Genomic DNA, 20,330 nt, shown 5'->3' on the forward strand with positions numbered 1-20,330 from the left:
TATATTATACCATATATCTAACTTAATGCAATATATAAATGTCATTTTGTAAGATTTTATTAACAAAAAACTCTCTACCATCTTACATGATAAAGAGTATTCGTTCTTTTTTTGATACTTAGCTAAGTTCCTCTTCAAAGGAAAGAAGTCTAGATCACAAATCCTTTTGGTAATAGTATCTTTGCCCTGTGTAGGGATAGTCTTGCAAGGTAAAGACTTCCTTGTAGCCATGGCTTAGATAAAAATCTGGCGCTTGAAACTGGTAAGTATTCACGAAAGAAAAACGACAGTTTCGATTCTTGGCTTCATTTTCTGCTCGCTCCAATAGTTTTGAACCAATTCCTTGTCCCCTCAATTCCTCTTTCACAAATAAATATTCGATTTCCAACCAATTTCCGAAAGTCTCAGCTACTAAGCCCGCCATGAGATTGCCCTTTTCGTCTTCAACATAAAGGTTCAGTGGCTCGCTTTCAGCCTCTTCTCTTTTAGAACGATTATAAGCACGAATCAAATCCCCTATTTCTTGCGCTTTAAGCGATTCCTTATTTTCCAATCTAACGTGCATCCAAACCTCCTAATAAACTACTACAGCTTGATTATAGTCTTATTTCGATGGACTGTCAAACTAGAAAAACTCACCAAACAGAGTTGATGAGTTCATGATTTATTTTCTAAATTTCCACTGACTATAAATCCCAAAAACAAGGATCCAGATGGCAGAACCAACTGCCCCCATGAAGGTAGACTCTTGCAAAAAGAGAGTCACGAAAACAAAGACAAAAAAGAGAATGGTTAGGGGATTAAGCAAGCGATACTGAGGCATGAGGTAGCCATCAGCCATGAAGTCTTGTGACTTACGGTATTTGAGATGGGCCACCATAATCAAGATATAAATCGCGATGTAAACACCTGATGAGGATGCGGTGATCAAAGCAAAGGCATCTGAAACACCTGGTAGCACGTTGATAAAGGCAGCCAGAGCAATCAAGATCGCTGAGGCGATGATGGCATTTTGAGGTACATTGTGGCGAGAAAGGGTATCGACCTTGATGGCCTTTAAGAAACGATTGGGCGAATCATGGGCAATCTGATATAAGTGTCTCCCTGTTGAGTAGAGAGTTGAGTTAAGAGCAGACGCTGCTGAGGTCAAGACAACAAAGTTGATTAGAGCCGCCGCCCACTTGATCCCTGCCAGTTCAAAGACCGTTACAAATGGAGAATCTGAAGAATTAAGATAAGACCAAGGAATAATGGCCATAATCGCAATGAGAGCTCCCCCGTAGAAGAAGATAATTCTGAGAGGAATTTCCTTAACAGCTTTGGGCAAGACCTGACGAGGGTTCTTTGTTTCAGAAGTTGTCACCCCGATAAACTCAATCATCAGATAGGCAAAAAATACCATTTGAAAGGCCATGACAAAGTTCATAACTCCGTTTGGAAAAAGAGAGAACTGGTCGCTGATATTTGCCAAACTTGCAACACCATGCGGTGTCTTAAAGCCTGTCAAAACCATAAAGACCCCAGTGGCAATCATGGCTAAAATCGCCACAATCTTGACCATAGCAAACCAAAACTCGACTTCTCCAAAGAGCTTAACCGCAATCAGATTGACCAAAGCCAAAATCGTTAAAAAGACAAGCTGAATCAGCCAGCTAGGCCAGGTAGGGAACCAGAAGCGGACATAGTCTGAGATGGCAGTGATTTCTGCCATACCGATAAAGACAACTGACAGCCAATAAGACCAAACTGAGAAATATCCCCAGCCTTTCCCCAAATGACGGGTGATAAAGTTGATAAAGGTATGCTGTTCTGGATCCTGATACAGCATCTCCCCAACAGCCCTCATCATCAAAAACATAAAGGCTCCTGTGATCATATAAATCAGAATGATAGAAGGTCCAGTAAGGCTGATAGAGCGACCAGCACCTAGGAAAAGTCCGGTTCCGATTGTTCCCGCAATGGCCATCACCTGAACATGGCGATTGGTTAAACCACGCTCCATTTTATTTTTCTTCTTATTTGAACTCATATAGTCTCCTATTTATCCAAAAAACCAAAAAGGAGTTGAGCAAGGCAAAACCTTCACTACTCCTTTTTCATCCTATTTAGGCTGTTTTCTCAACCTTTAAGATTTTGACATCATAGCTACCAACTGGTGTTTCAATCGTTGCAGTATCGCCAGTCTTCTTGCCAATTAGAGCACGGCCAATCGGACTTTCATTTGATACTTTACCAGCAAAAGCATCTGCACCTGCAGAACCGACGATGATGTAGACCTCTTCTTCGTCTTCACCGACTTCTTGGATTGTTACTGTTTTACCGATTGCTACCTCATCTTGGGCAACTGCATCGCTATTAACAATTTCAGCATAGCGAATTTTTGTTTCTAGACTTGAAATTTGTCCTTCAACAAAAGCTTGTTCATCTTTCGCTGCTTCATACTCACTATTTTCTGAAAGGTCTCCATAGGAACGAGCAATCTTGATACGCTCTACGACTTCGGGACGTCGAACGAGTTTCAACTCCTCTAATTCTTTTTCTAGTTTTTCCTTTTCTTCAAGGGTCATTGGGTAAGTTTTTTCTGCCATTTTTTTAACTTTCTTTTCTATTTCTTTTTTAAAACAAAATTATGTGGAAAACCACATAATTTTAGTTTGAACTACTTGCTTGAGGTAACTTGCTATTGATATGCTCTGCAACGTTTTGATCATGTTCTTCTTTTGTTGTTGCAAAGTATACTTTACCGTCTTCAACATTGGCTACAAAGTACAAGTACTCACTCTTTGTCTGGTTTACACTTGCTTCAATCGCATCCGAACTTGGGCTATCAACCGGTCCAGGCATGAGGCCAAGGTGTGTGTAAACATTGTATGGTGAATCAATCGTTGTATCAATTCCAGCGTCATCTGCTAAACTAATCTTTTGACCAAGTTTTCCTTGAGCATATAGGATAGCGATATTACTTTGAAGTGGCATACCGACATTCAAGCGGTTATAGAAGACACCTGCGATTTTCTTGCGGTCTTCGGTCTTAGCACCTTCTTTTTCGACAAGAGAAGCAATGCTGAGCAATTCATTAACTGTCAGATTCTTTTCTTTGATCGTAGCGTAGTATGGTGACATAGCCTTGTCCATAGCAGCTACCATCTCATCAATCAAACTTTCAACAGTTGTGCTGTCTTTGATCGTATAGGTTGCTGGGAAAAGGTAGCCTTCAAGACGATAACGAACGCCACTGTCTTTTGTTGGAAGACTTCCAAGTAGGTTTGGATACTTGGCTACTAATTGTGAGATAAAGGTCTCATCTTGAACTTTTGCCAAGAAAGCATCCGCAGTAAGAGGTTCTTTAAATTCACCTTGAAGTTGTCCTACTGTTTGAGCGATTTGCTCTAATGTATAGCCTTCTGGAATGGTCAAGTTTGCAAGAACAGGTGCCTGAGCTTCAGGAGTCCCACCTTTTTGCAATTCTTGAATCAACTCATCCGTACTCATACTCTTCTTCAAGTTGTAATAACCTGACTTCAAGTTAGCATGGCTATAGTATTTAGCATAAAGGCTAAAGATCAGTCCATGTTTAACCAAACCAGATTTTTCCAAGGTGCTTCCAATTTCTTGAACGTTTGCTCCGTCTGGGATTTGAACCGTTACATAGTCCTTAGAGCTCGCATCAACAGGTTTCAAAGAATCTTGAACGTAACCATAACCAAAGTAACCACCGACTGCAACGAGTACTAGGAGAACTAGAACTGTTACTAGGCAACCTTTGGCTTTTGATTTTTTCTTTTTCTTAGTTGATGTTGCACCTTGACGACGACTACGACGCGGAGCATCAGCTAATCCACTGCTAGATTCTGTAGAAACAGGCTCTACTCTTTCAGGCATCCCTGGGGTGATTTCCTCTTTCTTGTCTTCTGTTTTATAGGTTACGGCAACCTTAGTCGGAGTATCGTTAAATTCTTTTTCTTCGGGTTTAAGCTCAACTGGTTCTACCTTAGGTTGAACGGGTTCCACTACAGGTTCTTCAGCCAGATGAATCGGCTCTACTAGAGGTTCTTCAGATTCTACAACTTCAATCTTGTCGATGATTGGCTGTCTAATCTCTTTCTCTTCTTGGTCATCCGTTTCATCAGTTCTAGCACTTGAAAGTGGAGGAACACTTGGTGCATTCTTTAGAATTTTATCGACAACAGACAGGGAATCAGCCATCAACTCTTCTGTTGATGTTTCTGGTTCAAGATCTGAAGGAGTTGCTGAACTAGCTTGAGATGATGAAGCCGTCAGATTTGGAATCTCTACTTCTTTCTCTCTTCTATCTTGTTCTTTTACTCTTTCTAAATCACGTAGAATCTGCTCTTTAAAGCTTAATTTTTCTTCTTCTCTTGATTTTTCAGTCAAAAGCATTACCTCCTTGTTGACAATCCATAATATTATATCTTAAAAGTCGTAGAAAAGCAACCAACTAGGGCATTCCCTAGCTAGTTTTATTGATTTTCAGGCTGCCAGACCATATCATACCATGTTTCCCCAGCAAAGTTTGACTGGGATATTCCTTCATTAACAAAGCCGTGCTTTTCATAATAGGCGATAAGGTAATCATGACACGTCAGATTAATGCCCTCTCGCTCATGTTCTAAAGCGACTTCTTTCAAAGCCCTTAATAGTCTTTTCCCCACTCCCAAAGCTTGTGCTTCCTTGGCAATAGATAGGCAAGTCACAGAAATATAACCTCCAGGTTGATGGCTATAGTCTTTTATTTCTTCTGTAAATGACTGATCATGTAGATGGCGGTGTGGGACGACTGGACCTTCGATATAACCAAGAATATTCCCCTCTTTTTCAGCTACCAGAAAACTGGTCTGAATTTCCTGCAAATGGGCCTCAAAGACCGAACGAGGAATGGCTTCCTCCAGTGAAAAATTCTCCAGCTCTATCTCTATAATCCGATCTAAATCCGAAAATCTTGCTTGTCTGATTTTCATATTTCCTCCTGATAAAAGGGATTTCCCCAAATCAGATACCATTCAGAGCCACTGCCATAATGACTCTCGGTCACTTCTTCTTCAACAAAGCCATTCATTTCAAAATATGATAGTAGTTCATCAGGACTCTGCAAAAGAATACCTTGATAATCTAGTTCGACTGTCACCTGTTTCAAGGCTGCAAGAAGAAGAGTTCCCAGCCCCTGTCCCCAATGGTCAGGATGAATAGTCAAGGATTTTACTTCTATCCATTTGGGATGAAGAGACTGAGCTTCTCCCAAAACATAGCCCACGAGCTGATTTTCATCCCCAGCTACAAGAAAGGTACCCGCAGTCTTGCGGATACTCTCTTCTAAGGATTGGTGGCTAAGTGTCTCTTCTGATGAAGGATTGGCTTCTTCAATCGCCAACATTTCTTCTAAATCTGATAGGGTAGCTTGCCTTATAGTGATTGGAATTTCCATCTGTTTTCCTTATTGGACATTGCTTGTCAAGTTAGACAAGAGACGTTCAAATGAATATTCATAGGTTTGGATATCTCCAGCACCCATAAAGACGTAAACAGCATTATCATGGTCTAGGAGTGGAGAAACATTTTCAACAGTGATAACCTGGTGTTTCTTGTTAATTTTATTGGCTAAGTCTTCTACTTTGACATCACCATGGTCCACCTCACGAGCTGATCCATAGATTTGCGCTAGGTAGACGGCGTCTGCTTGATTCAAAGCATGGGCAAATTCGTCCAACAAGGCAATGGTTCTTGTAAAAGTATGTGGTTGGAAGATTGCCACGATTTCCTTGCTTGGGTATTTTTGACGAGCCGCATCCAAGGTCGCAATGATTTCTGTTGGATGGTGGGCAAAGTCATCAATAATCACTGTATCATTGACAATTTTCTCAGTGAAACGACGCTTAACACCTGCAAAGGTTTTCAAGTGTTCACGGACCAAGTTCAAATCAAAACCAGCTGTGTAAAGAAGACCAATAACAGCTGTCGCATTCATAATATTGTGACGACCAAAGGTTGGAATGTGGAATTGACCCAACTCTTGACCACGGAAATGAACGGTGAATGTTGAACCAGTCGTAGAACGAAGAAGATCGCTAGCTACAAAGTCATTGCCCTCAGCTTCAAAACCATAGTAATAGATTGGCGCATTGGCTGTGATTTTACGCAACTCAGCATCCTCACCGTATACAAACAAACCTTTAGTAATTTGTTTGGCATAGTCGTTAAAGGCATTGAAAACATCCTCTAGACTTGTAAAGTAGTCTGGATGGTCAAAGTCAATGTTGGTGATGATAGAGTATTCTGGGTGGTAAGGCATGAAGTGACGCTCATATTCGTCTGATTCAAAGACAAAATATTTGGCATTTGCTGAGCCGCGACCTGTCCCGTCACCAATCAAGAAGCTGGTATCTGTGATGTGAGACAAGACGTGTGACAACATACCTGTTGTTGAAGTTTTTCCATGAGCTCCTGCCACTCCCATGCTGACAAAGTCGCGCATAAAGCTACCTAGGAATTCATGGTAACGTTTGTAGCTGATACCATTTTGATCCGCATAGGCGATTTCAACGTTATTATCTGGACGGAAGGCATTCCCGGCGATAATTTCTAGATCACCTTGCAAATTCTTTTCATCAAACGAAAGAATGGTAATTCCTGCTTGCTCTAAACCACGTTGTGTAAAGTAGTACTTTTCAACATCTGACCCTTGAACCTTATGTCCCATTTGGTGCAACATCAAGGCCAAGGCACTCATCCCTGATCCTTTAATTCCAATAAAATGATATGTCTTTGACATGTTTTTCTCCCTTATTCAGTGATTCTTGTCAGGTTCAACTCTTGGGCAACCTGACGTTCCTGTTCTGATTGCTTATTCTTTTTATTATAAATTTGGCTCTTCTTCAGAAAATCATAGTTGTTCTTTTTAGCTTTTCCAGCTTGATTTTCTAAAGTCGGAGTCACTACTTGTCCAGCTTCTTCAGCTAAAATATAGTGGGACTGTCTCAAGTTTTTGCTAAATTTGGCAAACTCACCTGGATTTTCCTTTTGAAATGGTGCTGTTGGTTGGTTTCCTTGACGAACAAGTGTTGAACCATTGTGTCGTCTAGTATGACTAACATCCTGAGTCAAATACTTGGCTGAACGTTTCTTTTTCAAGTCCGCACGCGCCTCTTCTCGAGCCAATTCAGCATAGGTTTTTTCAACTTTTTTGGGTTCTGAGCTCGGTTTTGACTCCTTATTAACCACTGAAGAAACTACGGTTTCTTCTTCATTGATAGGAGACCATTCCAAATAGTTCTTATCGCGGTAATCACCTTTGATATTGCTAATAAAGTCTGACTCATCGTACAAGTCCATGACTGGCATTTTGGTCAGCATGATTTCATCATCTGACACCAATGGAAATCGATCTTGTTTCATTTTGTATTTCCTTTCAACACTTCATTATAGCGTATTGTCTTGATTTTTCAAGTGCTGGCTTCAGAAATTCCCAAAATTTCACGAATTTCTGCCAGACTGAGGCTCGCACGCGACTCTGTACCATCTAAAACTTGGGAAACCAAATGCTTTTTCTGTTCTTGAAGTTCTTGAATTTTTTCTTCAATGGTTCCTTTCGTAATCAAGCGATAAACCTCTACCTTCTGCTCCTGTCCCATACGATGGGCACGTCCGATAGCTTGGGCTTCAACCGCAGGATTCCACCAGAGGTCCACTAGGATGACGGTATCAGCACCCGTTAGATTGAGACCAACACCACCCGCCTTAAGGGAGATGAGAAAGGCATCTCTCTCCCCTTGGTTAAAGGCCTTGGTCATCTCCTGTCTGTCTTGAGCTGGAGTTGAACCTGTGATTTTGAAGGAAGTCAAGCCCAAGTCTGGGAGTTCTTGCTCGATTTTTTCCAACATTCCTTTGAACTGGGAGAAAATCAAGACCCGATGCCCACCATCAGCCACTTGTAGCAATAAATCTCGGAGACTATCGAGTTTACCACTGGCTCCCTGGTAATCGTCCATGAAGAGGGCTGGCGTATCGCAGATCTGGCGCAATCGCATGAGGCCAGATAAAATTTCTACCCGGCTTCTCTGGAATTCTTGATCGGTCACTTGCGCTAGGCGGTCTCGCATCTGTTGCAACTGGGCGAGATAGATGGCCTTCTGTTGGTCTTCCAGTTCATTTTTATAGACGACTTCGATCAGGTCAGGTAGTTCTGTAAGAACTTCTTCTTTCTTACGCCTCATGACGAAAGGCTTGATAAACTGCGCGACTCGGTCAGCCGGTAATTTCATAAACTCCTTTTTACTTGGTAAGAGCCCCGGAAGCACAATTTGGAAGATAGACCACAACTCTCCTAAATGATTTTCGATGGGTGTACCTGACAAAGCAAAAACTGCTGGCACCACAAACTGGCGCAAACTCTGAGCAATCTTGGTTTGGGCATTTTTCATGACCTGAGCTTCATCTAAGAAGAGAAAATCAAAAGCCATCTCTTGATAAAGCTCGCTGTCTTGACGAAAGGTGGCATAGCTAGTCACATAGATTTGGTGATTTTCAGAAAGAATTGCTTCTCGATTCGCTTTCAAACCATGAACGACAGCCAAATCCAACTGTGGGGCAAATTTCCTAAATTCATCTGCCCAATTGTAGATCAAACCTGACGGAGCCAAAATCAAGACCCGACCATCTTCTGTCACCTGACTAGTCAAAAAAGCAATAGTTTGCAGTGTTTTTCCCAGTCCCATATCATCGGCTAGGATGCCACCAAAGCCATAGTGATGAAGCATCTGGAGCCAACGAACACTCTTTTCCTGATAGTCTCTCAAACTCGCCTGCACCCGTATATCTCCCAAAGGAAAATCCTCTGGATGAGTCAAATCATGAGCTAAATGCTGAAATTCTTCCGAGAAAGAGATCCTGTTTCGACCTTCAAAAAGCTGAGAAAGGCTATAAGCCAGAGATTTTCGCGCTTGGAAAGAACCATCTTTTAGCTCAACCCCCAGTTCCTGCAAATTTTGACGAATCTGCTTGGTTTCCTCATCAAAAAAGTACACTTGATCAGAAGAGCTGATATAGAAATCCTGATTGCTGGTCAGGGCTTTAAGAGCTTGATCAATCTCTTCTTGGGCAATCCCTTGGAAATCAAATTGAATTTCCAACAGTCCTCCCTTGGACTCAATCTGAACCTGAGGAGCTTGGACGCTGTAGAGCTGATTCATCTCATCAGACAAGAAAACCTGACCCAACTTCTCAAAAGCTGGAATCGTATGGTGAAAGAAAGAATAAACCACTTCTGGCTTCAAAGCCTGTCTCCAAGACTGAAAATCAGCCTCAAAACCAGCCCCTAAACAGACTTGAAATAGCTGGTTTTCCAAGACGGCATCGCTTGAAAATGGTAATTGTTCCAGCTGTTGACGACTAGTTACCTTAACATCTCCATAGTCAAACTGAATATTCAAGCGGATGCGGCCGTCATCCTCCCTATCAAAGTAAAAGATTGGTGAAAAGGGTCTGATTTGCAAGCGCTCAGGAGCAGAAACTGTGCCCAGCTGTCCAAACAAAGGCAGACAGGCAGCCAGACGGTCACGATCACTGTTGTCAAACTGGAGGCATTTTCTCCCTCTTTCCTCCTGAGGAAGCTCCTTGATTTCCTTTAGGAGGCTGATTTGTTTAGGATTTAAGAGATAAAGATTCCCCTTACGAAAGAGAACCGCTCCCCCATAGAATACGTTGATTCGCTCACTTTCAGAAATCTCCATCTCAAAATAATCAGGATACTCCTGCACGGAAAAAGAGAACAGTTCTGCATCTGGATCTAAATCATGAAAGAGAAGATTTTCATAACTAGTAATCTGATGTTCGAAATGAAAATCCTCCAAATTCATCAGCAACTCCACTCCCTGTTCAAAAAAGGTCAGAGGGAAAAAGAGGTGACGACCTTGATTGGGGAAAAAGAGGTCTTGACTCAGTCCCTCCTCAATCAAGCCACATAAAAAAGTAAGAACTTCTTGACTAGCTGTATCAAAAGCATCCCAAGACAAGTCATTTTCATAGTGTTTCCCAATCATATATGATTTTCGAAGGACTAAGACCTTCAAAAAGAGAGGGATGTCACGAATGACATAATATTTTTGACTATCAACTAAACCGATTCGGAGAGTCCAAAGGAGACGATTGGTTCCAGCTTCTACCTGGCCTTGAGCCGACAAAGTGTAGATTTTCTCTCTCTTCTGAGGTTGAATACGCTCCAAAAAACTACCACCAAAACTAACCTTGGTTTCGACCTCTTCTTGCTCTTCATGTCCTTTTTCTAAGGCTTGTAAAATCACCTGGCCTTCTTCATCGTTCTTCAGATAATGCTCAAGCGCTGCGAGGTGAAGACAGTAACCTCTTTTTTGGAAAAAATCACAAGCACAAAAAACAAGATCATCCTCTAAACTGTAGCGCAAGTCTTCTCCCGCCACACGAGTATAGAGGCGATTTCCTTTTTCCTTGATAATCTCAATGTTGCCTGTCTCATAGAGAGTAACACCCTCCATGCGCAACTTTCCTGGAATCAATTTAGCCATAGTTACCCCTTTATCTTATCTTTTCATTATACCACATTTTCCCCTATGAAAATAGCCTTCTAGGAAGACTTTTCTCCTAGAAGGCTCGATTTTAAAGTGTATCAAAAGTGGTCACGATGCGTTGGCAAACTTCTTCCAAAAGTGTTTTAGGCATAGCAACATTGAGGCGGGCATGAAGAGTTCCCTCCTCTCCAAAGTCCAAACCTCGGTTCAAGATAACCTTGGCTTCATTCTTCAAAAGCTCTTGCAAGCGGTCATCCGTTAGGTCATAGGCTGAAAAATCAAGCCAGATCAAGTAGGTACCTTGTGGTTTCATGACCTTAATCTTGGTTTCGTTGCCCAAAACATCCACTACATAGTTAATGTGGTCCTCGATGACTTCTTTTAACTCTCCTAACCAGTCCTTACCATAACGGTAGGCAGCTTCTGTCGCCAAATAACCCAAGCCTGAGATTTCATGCTGGTTATTGGCCAACTGGCGTTTTTGGAAAGCAACACGAAGCTTGGGATTTTCAATAACTGCATAGGAATTCTTGGTCCCAGCAATATTAAAGGTCTTAGTGGCACTGCTCAAGATAAGGGCGAAGTCTTTAAAAGCAGGATCAATGGTATTAAAAGACTGGTGTTTGTGACCAAAGAGTGCCAAATCTTGGTGAATCTCATCTGAAACCAACAAAACACCATGTTTTTGGCAGAGATGCCCAATCTTTTCTAACACTTCCTTTTCCCAAACACGTCCACCAGGATTGTGGGGATTGCAAAGGATATAAAGCTTCACATCCTCTTCCACCAATTCCTTCTCCAACTGGTCAAAGTCAATCTCAAACAGCCCATCCTTTTCCACCAAAGAATTGGTAATCAATCTGCGATTGTTCAGTTTGACACTGCGGGCAAAAGGTGGATAGACCGGTGTGTTAATCAGAACAGCCTCTCCTTCTTTTGTAAAGGCTTGAATAGCTGTTGAAATGGCTGGTACCACTCCCTCTATAAAGACGAGGGCATCCTTGTCAAAGTGATAGCCGTGTTGTGTAGCTTCCCAGTCCTGAACCGACTCAATCAAAGCATCACTGGCATAGGTATAGCCATAGACCAACTGATCTGCGTAGGCTTGTACAGCTTGTCGAACCTCAGGCAAAACCACAAAGTCCATATCTGCTATCCAGGCTGGTAGAACTTCGCGATCAGCTTCCGCTTCTTTCCATTTATAGGTATGGTGCCCAAAACGATTGGGCAGGCTTGTAAAATCATATTTTCCCATATCTATCTTATCCTTCCAAAGCTTGGCGCAAGTCCGCAATCAAATCTCTAGCATCCTCAATTCCAATGGATAAACGCAAGAGGTCATCTGTTAAGCCATAGGAATGGCGCACTTCTGCTGGAATATCCGCATGAGTCTGAGTTGTCGGATAGGTGATCAGACTCTCTACCCCACCCAAACTTTCCGCAAAAGAGAATACTTTCAAGCTATTTAAAATATGAGGAATACGTTTTTCGTCCACTACTTTAAAGGAAATCATGCCTCCACGTCCTGTATAGAGAACTTCCTTGACTGCAGGTGAACCTTTCAGATAGGTCACAATTTCTCGTGCATTAGCTGTCGAACGCTCCATACGCAGAGACAAGGTCTTAAGACCACGAATCAACTGATAACTATCAAACGGCGACAAAACAGCACCAGTCGTATTGAGATTGTAGAACAGTTGTTCATATAGTTCTAAACTATTAGTCACAACCACCCCAGCTAAAACATCATTGTGCCCTGCTAGATACTTGGTAGCAGAATGAAGAACGATATCCGCACCATCTTCAATCGGACGTTGGTAAATTGGACTGTAGAAGGTATTGTCCACCACTACCTTGGCACCTTTGGTATGAGCAAGTTTTGTAAGTTTTGCAATATCAAATTCCAACATCAAGGGATTGGTTGGTGTTTCGATATAGAGAACATCCACATCTTTCTCTAACTCAGCAATTAGCTCTTCTTCTGTATTGGCATAGGTAAAATGGAAACGGCCTTCTTGCTCCACTTGGTTGAACCAACGGAAAGAGCCTCCATAAAGATCACGCACAGCCAAGACTTTACTTCCTACTGGAAAAACACTAAAAGCTAGTACAATCGCAGCCATACCTGAGCTTGTCGCTAGGGCATAGTCTGCTGATTCGATTGCCGCCAAGACTTCCTCCGCCTTACTGCGAGTTGGGTTTTTGGTACGAGTATAGTCAAATCCCGTAGACTGACCGAACTCCGGATGCTGATAAGTGGTTGAAAAATGAAGCGGTGTTACCAAGGCACCTGTAGCCTCATCTGACTTGATCCCAGCCTGGGCCAAAATTGTGTTGATGTGTAGTTCTTTGCTCATACAATACCTCCAAATCTATAGTAACTATTGTACCACTTATTTTTACTAACTCATTTTCTTGTTTTCAAGAGCTAGTTATAGTTTCAAACTATATAAAAACGATAGTTCCTTGAGAAACTATCGTTTTTCCTGTTGAATAGACTGGTTATTTAACGTGTTTTGCCAGTTCTTCTTGGGCTTTTTTATTTGATTCTTCTTTTTCTTTCAGCCATTTTTCTTTAGCTTTTTCATACTCATCAGTCGTTACAGTCTTATCTTGTAACTTGAGATACTTGTATGATTCGACACCCTTATTTCCAGCTTGTGAGAATGGTGATGAGAATGGAACTGTCTTTCTCAAGGTCGGTGTTCCACCCTGAGAAACGTTTGGAATTGCAAGGGCGCTATCAACGAGCCAAGCTTGAATTTCAGCATATTTTTCATAACGTTTTGCTGGTTCTTGCTCCTTGTTCGCTTCTTCTAACATTTGAGTGTAAGTATCCAGACCAACTGCCTTAGCCTTGTCATTGACCTCACCTGGTTCTAGACCAATGTTTTGCAACATACCACCGTTATTGACATTTAAGATATCAAGATAACTTGATGGATCCAAGTAGTCCGCACTCCAACCGCCATTATAGATATCAAAATCTTTTTGAGCTGCAGTTTGAGCGAGGTAACTAGAGTTGTTAAAGTCATCTGTTGATATCTGTTGGATATCGATAACCACATTCTCAGCTCCTAGAACAGATTCGATGGATTGTTTCAAAGAGCTCGCTTCAAGTACACCTTTTTTAGCTGATTGGTCAACTGATACATCCAAGTGGATTGGGAATTGCACACCCTTAGCTTCCAATTCTTTCTTAGCTTCTGCAAATTTAGCCTTAGCTTTATCAGGATTGTAGTATGGGTCTTGCGCGTCCGCAAAATTGATTCCTTGCCATTCTTGGCCATAGTTGACCATCTTTTCTGAAACAACATCGCCAAAGTCTTTTCCGTTGATGCTTACAAATGTTGGAGGTACAACCAAGTTACGAATAATCTTTGTTGCTCCGTCCTCCCCTTGAGATTGTGCTCCATAGGCTGTACGGTTGTATGCATAGTTAAAGGCTTGACGGAAGTTTTTATTCAGAACTGCTTCTTGGGTTGATTTCTTTTCGATATCTGAGGACTTAGAAGTGAAGTTATAAGATTTTCTGTCCAAGTTGAAGTTCAAGTAATAAGAAGTTGCATTTTGCATACTATAGATGATGTTATCCTTGTTCTTCTCTTTAATTCCTTCAAAGCTTGAGCTATTTGGATAGAGACGCGCGTAGCTATAGACTCCTTCTACGAAGTTACGTGCTAGTGCATCTTGGTCACTACCATCATAATAGGCCAATTTCACACCATCCACAAAGACATTTTTTTCATCCCAGTAGTTGGGATTTTTCTTGAATTCGATAACAGATTTTGAAACAAACGATTTCATTAAGAAAGGTCCATTGTACAAAATACTAGAAGGGTCTACCTTACCAAAGTCATCCCCTTTTGATTTTAAGAAATCTGCATTGACAGGGAAGAGAATGGTTGAAGTTGTTTTAGAATTCCAATAAGATTCTGGACGTGTCAAAGTGTACTGAACTGTTTGGTCGTCAATCGCCTTAACACCGACAGTTGAAAAGTCACTTGTTTTCCCGTTGATATAGTCATCCAAACCTGCTACAGAGTCTTGAACCAGGTACAAGGCTTCGGATTTTTTATCAGCAGCATATTTCAAACCTGTCACAAAGTCTTGGGCCGTTACAGGGGCGTATTCTTCACCCTCATAAGTATACCATTTTGCATCCTTACGCAATTTGTAAGTATAGGTCAAACCGTCCTGAGAAACAGTCCAATCCTCTGCCAACGATGGAACATAGTTACCGTATTGGTCATTTTCCATCAACCCATCCACCAAATTGGTCACGATGTCATTGGTTGTTGCACGGTTTTCTGCAAGATAGTTCAAACTAGATGGATCGCTCGAATAAACATAGTTATATGTTTTAGAAGCGCTACTTGAATTTCCACATGCGCTCAGTAGAATACCAGCGCTTAACACGACACTTGCAAGTGTCAGATACTTGGCCTTAGACTTTTTCATTTCCAGAACCTCCTGTTTAAAAGTTTTGTCTTATTATACAGCTTTAGTTTTATTTAGTCAAGTAATTTCTAAAGAAAAACTTAAAAAAACATATTTTTTGCTCTTGATTTTAGAAAAAGTTCTCTTTTTTTAAGAAAAATGTAGTATAAAAACCTTTCTGTTAAAGAAAGGTTAAATTCATTACTTTTATTTATAAATCTTTTTACGATATTTTCAATCGTGTACGTAGCCGGTCTGCTTGAGCTTTGCCGATTATCTTGTCTAAGAGTCGTGTCCGTAGGCTCATCAAACCATAAAGACCTCCTCCAAGCCCTCCGATGAGAGCCACATAAAGGAAACTCCAAAAACGTCCACTTGGTTGGAAGACAAAACCGAGTAGCCACTGCAAGAAGCCAACTAGGATAAACATGACAAGGGTCAAGATGGTAATCAAAATGGTTCGCTTCAATATAATCTTTCGACGAGCACCCGTTACCTGGCAGATGTCTCGGTACATCAGGACATTCGGAATAATCAAACCGATAGTCGTTGAAATCAAGGGACCATAGCTATGGAAAATAGCAATGGTTGGCAATTGCAAGACAATCTTAGCAATGGAACCATAGATGAAGTATAGAACTGCCTTGCGGTTTCGGAACATGGCCTGAAGCATAGGAGACAAGACCATATACAAGCCTAGGATAGTAGACTGCAAAACTGCAAAGACAAATAAGCCCATGGCCAGACTATCTGGCTTACCGTAAAAAACTGTATAAAGAGGCTCCCCTACCATGACCACTCCAACCGTTGCAGGCAGTAGAAATAAGAAGAGCATGGTAAGGCTATCTTGGACTAGGCGAGCCGCCGCCTGCAAGTCGCCTTTTACATAGTTTTCCGTCAACAGCGGCAAGCCGACACTCCCGATTGAAACTCCCACAGAGATTAAAATCATAGTAATTTTATTAGGATTGGCTGAGAAATAAGAAAACATGACAACCAAGTCTTCATTGCTGTAGTTAGTAAACCACTTCATACTATTGATAAAGGTCATCTGGTCTAAGATTTGGAAGAGTTGAATGGCTGATCCTGTCAGGATAAAGGGAATGGCTTCCTTGATGGTATCGACTAAGAGTCGCTTACTATTGATCTTATCCCGTGTTTCAAAAACTCTTTTAAGCAAACCTTCTTGGGCAAGGAAATAAATCAAGACTGCAAAACTTGCCACCATCCCCACAAAGGCCGCAAAGGTCGATTGGGTAACGGCTGATAAGTAGTCACCAGAACCCATCTTCATAATGAAGAAGGTTGCCATCAACATCCAGATAACACGGATTACCTGCTCGGCGATTTGACTCATAGCATAGGGTTTCAGGTTATTCATCCCTTGGAAGAATCCTCTGATGACACTCATAGATGGGAAAATCAAGACCGCCCAAGCCAAGCTCTGCATGATGGGAATCAGGTCTTTCCCCACACCTGACAAATCTGCTAACCAGGGAGAAAAGAGATACAAGACCAAGGCAAAGACTAAGCCCAAGCCCGTCATAAAGCTTAAGAAACTCCGAATCAAGGCAAAGCTATGCTCTTCTTCTCGCATGGTATTGTACTTAGCCACTTGTTTGGCGACCGCAACGGGGATACCCGCTGTCGAAATCAGCAAGAACCAGGCGTAAATGTTATACCCCATGGTAAAGAGTCCGTTTGCCTTAGCTGCATAGGTCCCCATCCAGATATACCAGGGAATAATGTAGATAGCACCAAGGAGGCGACTAATAAAGTTACTAGCTGTTAGCCAAGCAGTCCCTCGCAACATCTGGGCTTGCTGGTGATTGTTTTCGTTAGACATAGCTTCCTCATTCAATTTTGATAACTAGGAAAAGTTCCTTATCTTCCATTATAAACTTTTCCTTGTTACTTGTAAAATTCGGGCTTGAAGTTTATAATAGAAAGTATGATTAAGATTGAAACCGTATTAGATATTTTCAAGAAAGATGGCCTTTTTCGCGAGATTATTGATCAAGGACATTACCACTACAACTACAGTGAGGTTGTTTTTGATAGCATCAGTTACGACAGCAGAAAAGTAAAAGAAGGCACTCTTTTTTTTGCAAAAGGTGCTGCCTTTAAAAAAGAATACCTCCTATCCGCTATAAGTCAGGGCTTAGCTTGGTATGTCGCAGAAAAGGACTACGAAGTCGGTATCCCCGTCATCGTTGTGAACGATATCAAAAAAGCCATGAGTTTAATTGCGATGGAATTCTATGGCAATCCACAAAAAAAACTCAAAATTCTCGCTTTCACAGGGACCAAAGGAAAGACAACAGCAGCTTACTTTGCTTACCACATCCTATCTCAACGCTACCCAACAGCCCTCTTGTCAACTATGAACACAACTCTGGATGGCGAGACCTTCTTTAAATCTTCCTTCTCAACGCCTGAAAATATCGATCTTTTTGACATGATGGCTCAGGCTGTTAAGAATGGAAGAACCCATCTTGTAATGGAAGTCTCTAGCCAAGCCTATCTTGTTCATCGAGTCTATGGTCTGACCTTTGATGTAGGTGTCTTTCTTAACATCACTCCTGACCATATCGGTCCGATTGAGCATCCTAGCTTTGAAGATTACTTCTACCACAAACGTCTCTTGATGAAAAATAGCCGAGCAGTTGTCATTAACAGCGACATGGACCACTTTTCTGTATTGAAAGAACAAGTGGAAGATCAAGAACATGACTTCTATGGTAGCCAGTCAAGTAACCAAATCGAGAACTCCAAAGCCTTTAGCTTTTCCGCTACAGGTAAACTCGCTGGTGATTATGATATCCAACTCATCGGTCACTTCAATCAAGAAAATGCCGTTGCTGCAGGACTTGCCTGTCTTCGTCTAGGTGCCAGTCTTGAAGATATCAAAAAAGGGATCGCTGCAACCCGCGTCCCTGGACGTATGGAAGTTCTCACTCAGAAAAATGGAGCCAAGGTCTTCATAGACTATGCTCACAATGGTGACAGTCTGAAAAAACTGATTTCTGTTGTTGAAACCCATCAAACTGGAAAGATCGCTCTGGTTCTCGGTTCGACTGGAAACAAGGGTGAAAGTCGTCGCAAAGACTTTGGACTCCTTCTCGATCAACATCCTGAAATTCAAGTCTTTCTAACTGCGGATGACCCCAACTATGAAGATCCAATGACCATTGCTGAAGAAATCAGTAGCTATATCAGTCATCCTGTTGAAAAGATTGTCGATCGTGAACAAGCCATCAAGGCAGCTATGGCCATCACAAATCAAGAACTCGATGCCGTGATTATTGCTGGTAAGGGAGCTGATTGCTACCAGATCGTCCAAGGAAAGAAAGAAGATTATCCTGGAGATGCGGCTATCGCAGAACGTTATCTATAAAAAAATCAAGGGAAGCATTCCCTTGATTTTTTTAGTCTTCTTTCTTAAATGAATTTTTAAGACCTTCAACGGCACCTTCTACAGCACCTTTAGCATCTTCAACTACTTCTTTTGCTTTCGCAACTGTTTTTTCTACAGCGCCTTCTGCTTCTGTCTTGCTATCGCCAGTAACTTTACCAAATCCTTCTTTGATAGCACCAGTTGCTTGATCCAATTTATTTTCAAGTGACATAGCTCTGTCTCCTTTTGTTTTAATACGATAATGGTTATCGCTTACATTTAGTTTATGCTTATTCTTTAGCAAAGTCAAACAATCTGCTCAAAATGAAGCAATTAAGGTAAATAGAAAGTCAATCGTTCCTTGTCAAAGTCAACAGCCAACTCATACTTCCCTTCTTCGTTTTGCACAACATAGCCCAAGACGACTAGACTCTCAACGAAGATATCACGGCGTTTCTGTATCAGCTGGTCTTTTTTGAGAAACTTCAGTAAAAAGGTCGTCATATACTTGAGGGCATACTCAGGATTGACATCTCCCAAAATGGCATAGAGTTCCTGCTGCTTTTCTGTCAAAGGATATTGATTCTTGACCTTGTAGAAATAATTAGACAGGGTCATCTTTTCTCTAGCAAAATCTGTAGATTCGACTAAAATGGCAGCATTGGTTTGATTGCGCAATTCTGTCTCAAAAGTCTTCTCTAACAGAGCATGATAAACTGGACTGTCCTCTCTGATAAAAATTTCTTGGTCAAGGGTTAGATTGTCTATCGATTCTAGAAAAGAGAGATTGAGAAAATAGCGTTTGTTGTCCCTTCGGATCAAACCGGCCTTAATATACTCTTCCATGAGTTTATCAACTGCTACATCTGGAAACTGGGCCTTGATTTCTCGAAGGATCACATCGTCATGCTGGTCCAGATAGTCCACCAAATCTATAAAAAATGGCTGCCGAGTCAAACGAGAGGGATTAAAAATCTGAATCATGAAGATTCCTTTCTTTACATTCTAAAAGAGGGGATGCTGCTAGTTGACTAGGATTGGTCCCTGGCTGATTCAGAGGCACAGGAAATTTGAGTTTCCTGTAATATTCCCTCCAAAAATCACTAATCTCCTGCTCCCCATCACCAAATTTCATGGGAATAGTTTCAAAAATCGGTAGGATTTCAGCGATATACTGGGAGCAATAAAAGCCATTCCCATCCGGATAAAAAGAGGCATTATAGGGTGCACCCAAATGTTTGCTAGCTCTCTCCTTTACCAAGTCAGCTTCCAGCTCTGGATAGACATAAAGATCGTAGAGATGAGTTGGTTCAAAAAAATCAGCTGGTTCTTGACAAATGACACCAGCTTGCCCACTAGCATGGTAGATGAAACCGTCCAAAAAAATGGCTACATGACTATAGTTACCGGTAGAAGCCAGGATGGCCTGCCCCATATCTGAAAGGTCCTTCACAAAAATCAAATCACCATTTTCTAACATCTTTCTCTCCTAGAAAAAAAGGAGCCGAAACCCCTTTAGCTATATGGAAAACACTGTTTTCTCGTGTCAATCTCCAGTCAAATAATTACCATTTAAATAATTCATTAAATATATTATAAGAATCACTCTAGCTGAAAATAATAAAGCAGACCCAAACTTCCAAAAGACAGAGCTAAGTATAGGATTCCTATTTGCAATCCATACAAATGCCAAAAACTACCACTAACTAAAATAAAAATCGATGTCTCAGCAACGAGGCGATGCCATTTTTTAAAAGCATGTGGAGATTTTGGTGCCATATATCGCGCCCAAAATAAGATTAATAGAACTGCTAGAAGAAAAAATAGGAATTTTTCCAGCCAAGAAATTTGTATCACAGACACGGAGAAAAGACCAAGGATTGCCACAACCTCAACCAAAAAGCGCAGTCCTTCAATCAATCGCATCATGCTATCAC

Annotated in this window: 18 protein-coding genes; 1 reads left to right on the forward strand and 17 read right to left on the reverse strand. The window is 41.4% G+C overall.

The window, feature by feature from the left end:
- Positions 1–154: 154 nt before the first annotated feature.
- From GMD5S_RS0207950 to GMD5S_RS0208010, 13 genes are all read right to left on the reverse strand, one after another.
- The gene (locus GMD5S_RS0207950; protein WP_000558478.1) at positions 155–565 is read right to left on the reverse strand and encodes a GNAT family N-acetyltransferase; all 411 of its coding nucleotides are present in this window, start codon (positions 563–565) and stop codon (positions 155–157) included.
- A 99-nt stretch (positions 566–664) separates the two neighbouring features.
- Complete coding sequence (locus tag GMD5S_RS0207955; RefSeq protein WP_000097708.1) at positions 665–2,029, reverse strand: amino acid permease; 1,365 nt, start codon at positions 2,027–2,029, stop codon at positions 665–667.
- 76 nt (positions 2,030–2,105) lie between these two features.
- Complete coding sequence (greA, locus tag GMD5S_RS0207960; RefSeq protein ID WP_000818765.1) at positions 2,106–2,588, reverse strand: transcription elongation factor GreA; 483 nt, start codon at positions 2,586–2,588, stop codon at positions 2,106–2,108.
- A gap of 61 nt (positions 2,589–2,649) precedes the next feature.
- On the reverse strand, positions 2,650–4,401 hold the full coding sequence (gene mltG / locus GMD5S_RS0207965) for an endolytic transglycosylase MltG (protein WP_000927560.1): 1,752 nt from the start codon (positions 4,399–4,401) through the stop codon (positions 2,650–2,652).
- Positions 4,402–4,481: 80 nt separating this feature from the next.
- Positions 4,482–4,979, reverse strand: a complete 498-nt coding sequence (locus tag GMD5S_RS0207970) for a GNAT family N-acetyltransferase (RefSeq protein ID WP_000702417.1) — start codon at positions 4,977–4,979, stop codon at positions 4,482–4,484.
- Positions 4,976–5,443: a GNAT family N-acetyltransferase gene (locus GMD5S_RS0207975; RefSeq protein WP_000405313.1), complete on the reverse strand. Its 468-nt coding sequence runs from the start codon at positions 5,441–5,443 to the stop codon at positions 4,976–4,978. Before GMD5S_RS0207975 ends, GMD5S_RS0207970 begins: the two co-directional genes overlap by 4 nt.
- 9 nt (positions 5,444–5,452) lie before the next feature.
- Positions 5,453–6,787: a UDP-N-acetylmuramate--L-alanine ligase gene (murC, locus tag GMD5S_RS0207980; protein WP_000048102.1), complete on the reverse strand. Its 1,335-nt coding sequence runs from the start codon at positions 6,785–6,787 to the stop codon at positions 5,453–5,455.
- Positions 6,788–6,798: 11 nt separating this feature from the next.
- Positions 6,799–7,410, reverse strand: coding sequence for a hypothetical protein (locus tag GMD5S_RS0207985; protein WP_000806750.1), 612 nt, complete (start codon positions 7,408–7,410; stop codon positions 6,799–6,801).
- A 47-nt stretch (positions 7,411–7,457) separates the two neighbouring features.
- Positions 7,458–10,553, reverse strand: coding sequence for a DEAD/DEAH box helicase (locus GMD5S_RS0207990; RefSeq protein ID WP_001096261.1), 3,096 nt, complete (start codon positions 10,551–10,553; stop codon positions 7,458–7,460).
- A gap of 91 nt (positions 10,554–10,644) precedes the next feature.
- Positions 10,645–11,811 (reverse strand): MalY/PatB family protein, encoded by a 1,167-nt coding sequence (locus tag GMD5S_RS0207995; RefSeq protein ID WP_000521335.1) that lies wholly within the window; start codon positions 11,809–11,811, stop codon positions 10,645–10,647.
- Between the two features lie 7 nt (positions 11,812–11,818).
- On the reverse strand, positions 11,819–12,913 hold the full coding sequence (locus tag GMD5S_RS0208000; RefSeq protein ID WP_000031952.1) for a cystathionine gamma-synthase: 1,095 nt from the start codon (positions 12,911–12,913) through the stop codon (positions 11,819–11,821).
- A gap of 145 nt (positions 12,914–13,058) precedes the next feature.
- A complete protein-coding gene (locus GMD5S_RS0208005; RefSeq protein WP_000748537.1) occupies positions 13,059–15,017 on the reverse strand; it encodes a peptide ABC transporter substrate-binding protein in 1,959 nt (652 codons plus the stop codon).
- A gap of 202 nt (positions 15,018–15,219) precedes the next feature.
- On the reverse strand, positions 15,220–16,842 hold the full coding sequence (locus tag GMD5S_RS0208010) for a putative polysaccharide biosynthesis protein (protein WP_000064205.1): 1,623 nt from the start codon (positions 16,840–16,842) through the stop codon (positions 15,220–15,222).
- 105 nt (positions 16,843–16,947) lie between these two features.
- Here GMD5S_RS0208010 and GMD5S_RS0208015 point away from each other — a divergent pair, with 105 nt between their 5' ends.
- Positions 16,948–18,393 carry a UDP-N-acetylmuramoyl-L-alanyl-D-glutamate--L-lysine ligase gene (locus GMD5S_RS0208015; protein WP_000590266.1) on the forward strand — a complete coding sequence of 482 codons (1,446 nt, stop codon included), beginning with the start codon at positions 16,948–16,950 and terminating at the stop codon, positions 18,391–18,393.
- Positions 18,394–18,424: 31 nt separating this feature from the next.
- Here the strand turns inward: GMD5S_RS0208015 and GMD5S_RS0208020 are convergent, their stop codons facing one another.
- The 4 genes from GMD5S_RS0208020 to GMD5S_RS0208035 all read right to left on the reverse strand — a co-directional run bounded on the left by GMD5S_RS0208020 (position 18,425) and on the right by GMD5S_RS0208035 (position 20,322).
- Positions 18,425–18,625: a CsbD family protein gene (locus GMD5S_RS0208020; RefSeq protein WP_000051178.1), complete on the reverse strand. Its 201-nt coding sequence runs from the start codon at positions 18,623–18,625 to the stop codon at positions 18,425–18,427.
- A 101-nt stretch (positions 18,626–18,726) separates the two neighbouring features.
- Entirely contained in the window at positions 18,727–19,377 is a 651-nt protein-coding gene (locus tag GMD5S_RS0208025) for a DUF1803 domain-containing protein (protein WP_000614484.1), read from the reverse strand.
- On the reverse strand, positions 19,361–19,873 hold the full coding sequence (locus GMD5S_RS0208030; RefSeq protein ID WP_000892222.1) for a YiiX/YebB-like N1pC/P60 family cysteine hydrolase: 513 nt from the start codon (positions 19,871–19,873) through the stop codon (positions 19,361–19,363). Before GMD5S_RS0208030 ends, GMD5S_RS0208025 begins: the two co-directional genes overlap by 17 nt.
- A gap of 122 nt (positions 19,874–19,995) precedes the next feature.
- Positions 19,996–20,322 (reverse strand): DUF2568 domain-containing protein, encoded by a 327-nt coding sequence (locus GMD5S_RS0208035; RefSeq protein WP_000985025.1) that lies wholly within the window; start codon positions 20,320–20,322, stop codon positions 19,996–19,998.
- Positions 20,323–20,330 lie beyond the last annotated feature (8 nt).

Source organism: Streptococcus sp. GMD5S (genome assembly GCF_000298715.2).
GTDB lineage: Bacteria > Bacillota > Bacilli > Lactobacillales > Streptococcaceae > Streptococcus.